The organism is Microbacterium sp. H6 (assembly GCF_003314775.1).
Classification (GTDB): domain Bacteria; phylum Actinomycetota; class Actinomycetes; order Actinomycetales; family Microbacteriaceae; genus Microbacterium; species Microbacterium oxydans.
This window is the reverse complement of record NZ_QOAY01000262.1, coordinates 2605-11884: the sequence shown is the minus strand read 5'-3', so window position 1 is coordinate 11884 and position 9280 is coordinate 2605. Positions and strand designations below refer to the sequence as shown.

Sequence of the window (9280 nt, the reverse complement as noted above, 5' to 3'; positions counted from 1 at the left end):
GGGGAGGATGTCGGAGCGGCCGACGTGCTTCACCCGCCAGTTCCCCTCCAGGGACAGCGCCTCCGCCAGCTCCGCGATGATCTCGATGAGGTCGGCGAGCTCCGCGGAATCCCGCTTCCTCAGATTGTCGCTCGAGAGGAGGTAGAGCGAGACGACCCGCACACCGAGCTCGTCGCACCACTCCAGGAACTCGCGCATCTTCGCCGCACCCGCCCGGTGTCCCTCCGCGGGCGTGTCCAGCCCGAGCTGACGGGCCCAACGGCGATTGCCGTCGATCATCATCGCGACGTGGTGCGGCACACGAGCCGGATCGAGGTGACGACGCAGCCGACTCGTGTAGAGCCGGTACAGCGGCCCGCGTACCGGGCTCTCGCGTGGAATCACCCACCTACGCTACCGTGCCGCGGCCGTCCGCACCGTGTGGGAACGCTGGATATATGTGCCGTGAGCGGTATGCGGGGCCGCCTAGAGTGAGCACGTGAGCACTCCCGAGCACTCCGGTCCCGACGTCCCTCAGCTGCCCCTTCTGGACGCAGCCGCCGCGGATGCGGCCACCGACGTGAAACCGACCTGGCGAGGGTGGATCCACGCCGGCACCTTCCCGGTCGCCGTGGTCGCCGGAATCGTCCTGATCGTCGTGGCCGAGGGAGCCGCGGCGAAGTGGGCCTCCGCTGTGTTCATGCTCACGTCGCTGCTCCTCTTCGGCAACTCCGCGCTCTACCACCGCATCGACTGGAGTCCGAAGGTGAAGGTGATGCTCAAGCGCATCGACCACGCCAACATCCTGCTGCTCATCGCCGGTACCTATACGCCTCTGGCCGTGCTGGCGCTGCCACCGCAGAAGGGCATCCTGCTGCTCTGCCTGGTGTGGGGCGGCACCCTCGTCGGCATCCTCTTCCGCGTCTTCTGGATCAATGCGCCGCGTTGGCTCTACGTGGCCCTCTACCTGCTGCTGGGCTGGGCCGCCGTGATGTACATCGTCGATCTGATGAACGCGAACGCCGCGATGATGGTGCTGGTGATCGTCGGCGGTCTGCTCTACACGGGCGGCGCGATCGTCTACGCGCTCAAGAAGCCGAACCCCTGGCCGGGCCATTTCGGGTTCCACGAGATCTTCCACGTGTGCACGGTTCTCGCGTTCCTGTGCCACTGGACGGCGTGCCTGCTGATCGCGCTGGCGCCGCTTTCTCCCTCGCTGGGTGCGCCGTGACGCACGGTCAGCGCGTGGGCGAGTCGTCTCCGGGAGCGTCGGGCCGGTCCGAGGTCGACGGCTCCGCTCCGGGGGCGGCCGTGCCGTCGGTGTGACGCGCCGCCTCTTCGGCATCCAGCTCGTCGCGCACCTCTTCGCGGTAGCGGACACGGCGGATACGACGGTTCATGTCCCAGATCAAGAGGATGACCGCGATCACGACCACGACGATCGCGGCGAAGCCCACGAACCCCGGGGTGACCGACACCGGATCGACGGTCATGCTCGGCGTCGGCATCGGGGTCTCGGACAGAGAGAACATGAATCGGCCTTTCGTACGCAGGTCGCATAACCTGGTAACACCAGCCTAACGACCGGAAGACTCCCCTGTGACGACCGCACGAGACCTCGACGAACGCTATGGCCGAACCCGACGGCGGCGCACGCCCTGGATCGTCGGCGGCGCGGTCGCCGTGATCCTGCTCGGCGCGTTCGGCTGGATGACCGTCGCTCAGTCGATGGCGTCCGTCGACGCCGACGATCTGGGCTTCGAACTCGTCGACGAGCACTCGGTGAACATCACCTTCCAGGTCACCGGAGTGCAGGGCAAGAACGTCGTGTGCGCCGTCGAAGCGCTGGACGAGGAGTTCGGCGTCGTCGGCTGGAAGATCGTCGAGATCGAAGCAGGAGATAGCCACTCGCAGGCGCGTTCGGTCACCATCCCGACCGTCGCGGAAGCCACGACAGGTTTGGTGAACGCCTGCTGGGTCGCCTAGACTCGTGCCAGACAGACGACGCCCCGGCACCGTGCCGGGGCGTCTTGGCATATCCCCCGCAGCATGCCGGAGGGATCCCGAAAGAAGGAGCTTCGTCATGTCCACCGATGCTCAGGTTCCCTTCCTCACGCAGGAAGCGTACGACCGGCTCGTCGCCGAGCTGGAGCACCTGTCCACTGTCGGCCGCGACGAGATCGCCAAGCGCATCGAGGCGGCCCGCGAAGAGGGCGACCTCAAGGAGAACGGCGGGTACCACGCCGCGAAGGACGAGCAGGGCAAGCAGGAGGCCCGCATCCGCACTCTGGAGGGTCTGCTCAAGACCGCCAAGGTGGGCGAGGCTCCCGCCAGCCGCGGGATCGTCGAGCCCGGAACCGTCGTCACGGCCCTCGTCGCCGGCGGCGAAGAGGTCTTCCTCCTCGGCAGCCGCGAGATCGCCGCAGGCAGCGACCTCGACGTGTACAGCGAGGCCAGCCCCCTCGGCCAGGCCATCCTCGGCCTCAAGGTCGGCGAGAAGTCGTCCTACGAGGCTCCCAACGGTCGCGACATCAGCGTCGAGATCGTGAACGTCGAGACCTACACCGGCTGAGACGCCATACGGAAGCGCCCCCTCCTCCGCTCGGACGAGGGGGCGCTTCCGTATGCGCGATCGGTCGTGCTCAATCCGGGACGAGGATCGGCTCGAAGCCGGCCAGACGCAGAGTGTCGAGCGTGTGCTCGGAGTGCTCGGGACCGCGGGTCTCGACGCTGAGTTCGAGGATCACCTCGCTGATCTGCAGCCCGTGTCCGTGACGTGTGTGCATGGCCTCGATCACGTTCGCTCCGGCCTCCGCGATCAGCTCGGACACGCGGGCGAGCTGGCCGGGCCGGTCGGGCAGCGGGATGCGGATCGTGAGGTATCGACCGGACGCGGCGAGTCCGTGCGAGACGACCCGCTGCAGCAGGAGCGGGTCGATGTTCCCACCTGACAGCACGGCCATGGTGGTCCCCGTCGCGGTGACCTTGCCGGCGAGGATGGCTGCGACGCCCGCGGCGCCCGCGGGCTCGACCACGACCTTCGCCTGCTCGAGGAGGATGAGGATGGCTCGCGCCAGATCATCGTCGGAGACCGTGACCACCTCGTCGACGAGGTCCTTGATGATGTCGAACGGGATCGCACCGGGGCGCGCGACCAGGATGCCGTCGGCGATGGTCGGCCTCGTTACGATGTCGACGGGCTCTCCCGCCTCGAGCGATGGCGGCACGGCGGCGGCGTTCTCCGCCTGCACGCCGATGATCCTGACCGAGCGTCCGAGCTCGGCGGCACGGGCCTTGACAGCTGCGGCGACCCCGGCGATGAGACCTCCACCGCCGATGCCGAGCACGACGGTGTCGACCTCGGGCGCATCCTCCAGGAGCTCGAGCCCGAGCGTGCCCTGCCCGATCACGACGTCGCGGTGATCGAACGGGTGGATCAGCACCGCGCCGGTGCGCTCGGAGAACTCGGCGGCGAGACGCAGCGATGTCGCCACCGTCTCCCCCTCCAGCACCACTTCCGCTCCGTAGCCGCGAGTGGCGAGCAGCTTCGGCACCGGCACACCCAGGGGCATGAAGATCGTCGCGGGGATCCCGAGCGCTTGGGCGGCGAGGGCAACCCCCTGGGCATGGTTGCCGGCGGAGGCCGCGACCACTCCCCTGGCGCGCTCCTCGGCGCTCAGCTTGGACAGCCGGTAGGCCGCCCCGCGGATCTTGAAGGAGCCCGTGCGCTGGAGATTCTCCATCTTGAGCAGGACGGGTGCCCCGAGGATGTCGGAGAGGGCCCGCGACGGCAGCGATGGAGTGTGCGAGATCACCTCAGCCAGACTCTGAGCGGCATGCTCGAACTCGGTCAGGCTGGGGACTGCGCTCATCGATTCCTCCGTCTCCGCTCGCGCGGAACTGTGCTCCAGATCAGATCTCCGCTCGGTCCGACGCCGGTGCGCCAGGAACCCGAGCTGATGGTCACGGCGGCGACGTTGACGAACGCCGCCAACGGGACCGCGAACAGGGCGCCGGGGATTCCGGCGATCATCGCTCCTCCGGCCACGACGAGCACGACGGCGAGCGGGTGCACCTTGACCGCGGAACCCATCATGATCGGCTGCAGGATGTGTCCCTCGATCTGCTGGACCGCCAGCACCACGACGAGCATCCACAGAGCGATCCACGGCCCGTTGTAGACGAGGGCGAGGAAGACGGCGACCGCGCCGGTCACCACGGCACCGACGATCGGGATGAAGGAGCCCAGGAACACGAGAACCGCCACAGGGAGCGCGAGCGGAACCTGCAGCAGGAAGGCGCCGAGGCCGATGCCGATCGCATCGATGGTGGCCACGAAAAGCTGCGTGCGCGCGTAGTTGACGATCGTCGTCCAACCGTTGCGGGCGGCGCCGTCGACGGCCGGACGGGCGCGACGCGGGAAGATCTTGAGGGTCCAGCGCCAGATCCCGGCTCCATCGGCCAGCAGGCAGATGAGGATGAAGAGTGCGAGCAGGGCGCCCGTGGCGACGTGGCCGACGGTCGTGCCGATCGCGAGTGCGCCCGTCCAGAGCACCTGTGCCTGCTCGCTGATGAGGTCGAGACCCTGCTGGAGGTAGTCGGCGATCTGGGTGTCCGAGAGATTCAGCGGCCCGTCGTGCAGCCACACCTGGAACTGATCGAACGCCTCGGTCGACCGCTCCTGCACGTCGGGAAGCTGTGCGCGCACCTGCCAGACGACGAGCCACATCAGCCCGGTGACGATGGCGGCCGTCCCGATGAGCGAGATGGCGATCGCCAGCCATCGCGGGAGGCCGCGTCGCAGCATCCACGAGAACGCGGGCCACAGCAGCGCCGTGATGAGGATGCCGACCATGAGGGGGATGACCAGGAGCTTGAGCAGCATCACGAGCCAGATGAAGACGCCGATCGCAGCGGCGATGATCAGCAGCCGCCAGGCGTAGCTCGCGGTGATCCGCAACGGCAGGGGCACGGTCTCGTCGGCCTCGGTCGTCACGGTGCGGTCGGTGGAGACCGGGCGCGGACGGAAGAGATCACGCAGCCGGGGTCGCTGGTCGTCGCTCATCGCCCAAGTCTAAGGTCATGCCGTATGCCCTCGAACGCATCTTTCCGAGCGCGGAGCGATGTCGGCGCGCGGCGCTACCCTGGCGAGGTGACAGACACCCTCAGCTCGACCCAGGCACGTCGCATCGCGCTGGCCGCTCAGGGATTCACCCGAGCACGACCGGCGACGGTCGCGGGGCGGCACGTGCACCGGGTCATGGACCGGCTCGGAGTCCTGCAGATCGACTCCGTGAACGTGTTCGCGCGATCGCACTACCTCCCGCTGTTCTCACGGCTCGGCGCGTACGACCCCGCGCTGCTCGACCGCATCTTCCTCTCCCGCACGACGCACTACGTCGAGTACCTCGCCCACGAGGCCACTTTCATCCCTGTCGAGGACTGGCCGTTGTGGCGCTTCCGCATGGACGACTTCCGCCGACGCTGGGCGGGCGAGGACTCGTGGATGAGCAGCAACGCCCGCACCGTGCAGTGGGTGACGGACGAGCTGCGTGCGCGCGGTCCGCTGCGACCGGCCGACCTCCGCGAAGACGCACCGCGGGAGCGCGGCACCTGGTGGGACTGGGACGATGTGAAACTCGCGCTCGAGCACCTGTGGCGCACCGGTGACGTCGCGATCAGCGGGCGTCGCGGATTCGAGCGCACGTACGCGCTGGCGGAGCATGTCATTCCCGACACCATCCGCTCACGGGAGGTGTCCCGCGCCGAGTCCATCCTCGAGCTGAGCCGGCGCGCGGCGCGATCGAGTGGCGTCGCCACACAGTCGGATCTCGCCGACTACTACCGCATTCGCGACCGCGCCGCAGTCGCCCGCTCGATCGCCCAGCTCGTGGATTCGGGTGAGCTGATCCCGGTGAAGGTGCGGGGTTGGGAACGTGGCGGGCGCCCGCTCCCCGCCTGGCGGCATCAGGATGCGGTGCTGCCGCGCAGAGTGGATACGGCGGCGATCCTGACGCCGTTCGACCCTGTGGTGTGGTTCCGGGACCGGGCCCTCCGTGCATTCGACCTCGACTATCGCATCGAGATCTACGTGCCGGCCGAGAAGCGGCGATTCGGCTACTACTCCCTGCCTGTGCTCGTCGGCGACCGCATCGTCGCACGGGTGGACCTCAAGGCCGATCGGACCACATCGACTCTGCAGGTGCAATCCGCGTGGTGGGAGCCGCAGGCGCGTCCCGGCGACGCGGAGCCGATCGCTCGGGAACTCGCACTCGCCGCCGCCTGGCAGGGTCTGGAGCACATCTCGGTGTCCGGTTGGGGTGACGCCACGGCGGCGCTTCACACCGCCCTGGCCGCGGGCACGGGAACAGGTCCGGCCGTGCGCCGCCATCTGCATCCCCGAGAGAGTCCCGCATGAACAAGGAGTCCCGCAGGAGCAGAGTGCGGCGGCGCTGGGTGATCAGCGGCGCCGCGGTCGTCGTCGTCCTCCTCGCCGCGGGGGTGTGGATCTGGCAATCCTCCGCGCGGTCGACCACCCCGGAGGAAGCGGCACTCGAGTACCTGCAAGCCCTGGAGTCCGGCGATGCCGACACCGTGCGGGCCACCGGGATCGTGGTCACGGAGGCCGCACTCGACGCCTTCGACGCCGCGAGCGCGCTGGTGCGAGACGCCGAGGTCACGCGCGTGCGACACAGCAACGGCAGCACGTCGGCGGCGGCGGCGGAGGTGTCGTTCGAGCTCGATGGAGATGCCCACGACGCAGTGCTCGCGCTCGACATGGTCGACGGCCGCTGGCGTGTCGACTCCTCGGGGCTCGGCAGGGTGACCCTCGACTCGACCATCGGTGCTTCCGTCGCGATCGGCACCACCGCTGTCCCCACGGGCGAAGCGGTCGCTCTCCTCCCCGCGCTGTACACGGTCTCTGCGATGCCGGCGACGCTGCTCGAAGGCGAGAGCGCTGTGACGGTCATGCCTGCCGTCGAGGTCACGACCGTGGTCGATGCCACGCTGCGCCCGGAGGCGACGGCGGTCGCCCAAGACCACGTGGACGACATCGTCGAAGCGTGCACCGTCCCCGGGACCGACACGCCGGACGGTTGCGGACTGCGCATCCCCTGGGGAACGGAGTTCCGTGATGTCGACGGGTTCCGCTACCGGGTCGAGGAGGCTCCCGCCGTCACTCTCACCCCGGCAGGCTTCACCGCGGACGGCGGGGTGCTGGTCGTCACCGTGACGGGGACCGGCGCAGACGGCGCCGGACGGACGACGACGTACCGCACGGACTCCTGGACGCTTCGCGGCGACGTGTCCTTCACCGCCGACGACCTCGTGCTCTCACCGTGGTGACGAACGCCGTCGCCGAACCGTGCGTCAGAAGTGCACGCGTCAGAACTGCACGCGCGGAGGCTCCGAGATGGCGCTGCTGTCGGCGACCTCGAAGAACTCGCGCTCGGTGAACCCCAGCCCCTTGGCGAACAGGTTGTTGGGGAAGACCTTGATCTTGGTGTTGAGCTCGCGCACGCCGCCGTTGTAGAACCGGCGCGCCGCCTGGATCTTGTCCTCGGTGTCGACCAGGGCCTGCTGCACCTGGAGGAAGTTGGTGCTCGCCTGCAGCTGCGGATACGCCTCAGCGACCGCGAACAGGCTGCGCAGAGCCTGCTGCAGGTGCCCCTCGGCGATACCGGCTTCTCCGGGCCCTCCCGCCGACAGCGTCTCGGCACGCGCACGGGTGACGTTCTCGAAGACCGCCTTCTCGTGCGAGGCGTAGCCCTTCACCGTCTCGATGAGGTTGGGGATGAGGTCGGCTCGTCGCTTGAGCTGCACGGTGATGCCGCTCCACGCCTCGTCGACGCGCACATTCAGCTGCACCAGCGAGTTGTACGTGGCCCACAGATAGATGCCGACGAGCAGGATCACTCCGACAACGATCAGTACCGGCACGAGCCATTCCATCAGAGGCCCACCCTTCCTCGTGTTTCTCTCATCCTAGACGCGCAGCCTGCACGTGGACTGGGCGTACGCGGCGTCCGCCGCCGTCGATTCAGCTGCCGAGCACCCGTTCGAGATAGCGGTTGCCGAACCGACGTTCCGGGTCGAGCCGGTCGCGCAGTGCGATGAAGTCGTCGAAGCGCGGATACCGCTCCCGGAGCGTCTCCGCGGTCAGCGTGTGGAGCTTGCCCCAGTGCGGACGTCCGCCGAACCCGTGCATGATCTCCTCCACCGCTCCGAAGTACTCCGTGGGGTCGGCTCGCCAGTATCGATGCACGGCGATGTACGCACTGTCGCGCCCGTGAGCGGTGGAGAGCCAGCGATCGTCGGCTGCGGCGAAACGCACTTCGATCGGGAACTCGATCCGCCACCCGCGCCGGTCGATGAGAGCCCTGACTGCCTGGAACGCCGCCACGACGTTCTCGGCCGGGATCGCATACTCCATCTCCCGGAAGCGCACGGTCCGGCTCTGGATGAGCACGCGGTGCGACAGCTCGGTGTACTCGCGATCGCCGGTGAGCTTGACCGCGAGCCGGCTGAACGATGGCGTGATCGCCGGGACGACCTGGCCGGCTGCGCACACGACGCGGTAGACGCCGTTCGAGAGCACCGTCTCGTCGATCCATCGCCCGACCACAGGGAGCGGCTTGCGGACCGTCGCTTCCGGGAGACGCGCCTGGCGCTTCGTCAGGGCGACGTCGGTGTGCGGGAACCAGTAGAACTCGAAGTGGTCGGATGAGGCGACGCGCTCGTCGAGGGTGGCGAGCACTTCGTCCAGGGCGACCGGCTCGTCGATGGCGTGCATCACGAACGCGGGCACGCATTGCAGCGTCACCTCGACGATGATGCCGAGGGCGCCGAGTCCCAGTGCCACCGCAGGCAGGAGCTCGCTCTCGTGCTCCTCGTCGATCCGCAGGAACTCGCCAGCGGCGGTGACCATCGTGACGCCGACGACCTGGGTGGCGAGGCCGCCGTATCCGGCTCCCGTACCGTGGGTGCCTGTGGAGATCGCTCCGGCGATGGACTGGCGATCGATGTCGCCGAGGTTCTCCATCGCGAGCCCGTACGGCGCCAGGAGCCCGGGGATGCGGTGCAGCCGCGTTCCGGCGAGCAGAGTCACCCGGCCGGTCTCGGCGTCGGCGGAGACGAGGCCCTGCAGGTCGTCGAGCTCGAGCAGCACACCAGGAGCGATGGCGATGCCGGTGAAGCTGTGACCGGCCCCCACCGCCTTCACGGGCAGTCCGTGCTTGACCGCGGCGATCACCGCGCGCTGCACGCCCTCCGGGCTGCGCGGCCGCTCCACGCGCACCGG

Annotated in this window: 11 protein-coding genes; 5 read left to right on the top strand and 6 right to left on the bottom strand. The window is 68.6% G+C overall.

All coding sequences use genetic code 11. From position 1 onward, the window contains the following. Nucleotides 1-381: undecaprenyl diphosphate synthase family protein (locus DSP71_RS24160; RefSeq protein WP_258546518.1), on the bottom strand; the 381-nt coding region annotated here is incomplete at its 3' end. A 97-nt stretch (nt 382-478) separates the two neighbouring features. Between DSP71_RS24160 and DSP71_RS17000 the strand changes: the two genes are divergently transcribed. Then, complete coding sequence (locus DSP71_RS17000) at nt 479-1210, top strand: hemolysin III family protein (RefSeq protein WP_113681659.1); 732 nt, start codon at nt 479-481, stop codon at nt 1208-1210. 7 nt (nt 1211-1217) lie between these two features. On the opposite strand, the gene DSP71_RS16995 is transcribed toward DSP71_RS17000, so the two are convergent. Then, nucleotides 1218-1511 (bottom strand): hypothetical protein, encoded by a 294-nt coding sequence (locus DSP71_RS16995; protein WP_113681658.1) that lies wholly within the window; start codon nt 1509-1511, stop codon nt 1218-1220. Between the two features lie 67 nt (nt 1512-1578). On the opposite strand from DSP71_RS16995, the gene DSP71_RS16990 reads away from it, so the two are divergent. Beyond that, entirely contained in the window at nt 1579-1965 is a 387-nt protein-coding gene (locus tag DSP71_RS16990) for a DUF4307 domain-containing protein (protein ID WP_046749627.1), read from the top strand. Nucleotides 1966-2062: 97 nt separating this feature from the next. Further along, nucleotides 2063-2551 carry a transcription elongation factor GreA gene (gene greA, locus DSP71_RS16985; RefSeq protein WP_045262727.1) on the top strand — a complete coding sequence of 163 codons (489 nt, stop codon included), beginning with the start codon at nt 2063-2065 and terminating at the stop codon, nt 2549-2551. Between the two features lie 70 nt (nt 2552-2621). Here the strand turns inward: greA and ilvA are convergent, their stop codons facing one another. After that, nucleotides 2622-3851, bottom strand: a complete 1230-nt coding sequence (gene ilvA / locus DSP71_RS16980; RefSeq protein WP_046749628.1) for a threonine ammonia-lyase — start codon at nt 3849-3851, stop codon at nt 2622-2624. Beyond that, nucleotides 3848-5044, bottom strand: a complete 1197-nt coding sequence (locus DSP71_RS16975) for an AI-2E family transporter (protein WP_046749629.1) — start codon at nt 5042-5044, stop codon at nt 3848-3850. Before DSP71_RS16975 ends, ilvA begins: the two co-directional genes overlap by 4 nt. Nucleotides 5045-5131: 87 nt before the next feature. Here DSP71_RS16975 and DSP71_RS16970 point away from each other — a divergent pair, with 87 nt between their 5' ends. Both DSP71_RS16970 and DSP71_RS16965 read left to right on the top strand, forming a co-directional pair. Then, nucleotides 5132-6397 carry a winged helix-turn-helix domain-containing protein gene (locus DSP71_RS16970; protein WP_113681685.1) on the top strand — a complete coding sequence of 422 codons (1266 nt, stop codon included), beginning with the start codon at nt 5132-5134 and terminating at the stop codon, nt 6395-6397. Further along, on the top strand, nt 6394-7326 hold the full coding sequence (locus tag DSP71_RS16965) for a hypothetical protein (RefSeq protein WP_147251349.1): 933 nt from the start codon (nt 6394-6396) through the stop codon (nt 7324-7326). Before DSP71_RS16970 ends, DSP71_RS16965 begins: the two co-directional genes overlap by 4 nt. Before the next feature lie 39 nt (nt 7327-7365). On the opposite strand, the gene DSP71_RS16960 is transcribed toward DSP71_RS16965, so the two are convergent. Both DSP71_RS16960 and DSP71_RS16955 read right to left on the bottom strand, forming a co-directional pair. Next, on the bottom strand, nt 7366-7932 hold the full coding sequence (locus DSP71_RS16960) for a LemA family protein (protein ID WP_046749632.1): 567 nt from the start codon (nt 7930-7932) through the stop codon (nt 7366-7368). An 88-nt stretch (nt 7933-8020) separates the two neighbouring features. Then, a partial coding sequence (locus DSP71_RS16955) for a D-arabinono-1,4-lactone oxidase (RefSeq protein WP_258546511.1) occupies nt 8021-9280 on the bottom strand: 1260 nt, incomplete at its 5' end.

Excerpts from the sequence above, each read along its gene's own strand:
- DSP71_RS16995 (WP_113681658.1), bottom strand. The coding sequence starts at position 1,511 with ATGTTCTCTCTGTCCGAGACCCCGATGCCGACGCCGAGCATGACCGTC.
- greA (WP_045262727.1), top strand. The coding sequence starts at position 2,063 with ATGTCCACCGATGCTCAGGTTCCCTTCCTCACGCAGGAAGCGTACGAC.
- ilvA (WP_046749628.1), bottom strand. The coding sequence starts at position 3,851 with ATGAGCGCAGTCCCCAGCCTGACCGAGTTCGAGCATGCCGCTCAGAGT.
- DSP71_RS16975 (WP_046749629.1), bottom strand. The coding sequence starts at position 5,044 with ATGAGCGACGACCAGCGACCCCGGCTGCGTGATCTCTTCCGTCCGCGC.
- DSP71_RS16965 (WP_147251349.1), top strand. The coding sequence starts at position 6,394 with ATGAACAAGGAGTCCCGCAGGAGCAGAGTGCGGCGGCGCTGGGTGATC.
- DSP71_RS16960 (WP_046749632.1), bottom strand. The coding sequence starts at position 7,932 with ATGGAATGGCTCGTGCCGGTACTGATCGTTGTCGGAGTGATCCTGCTC.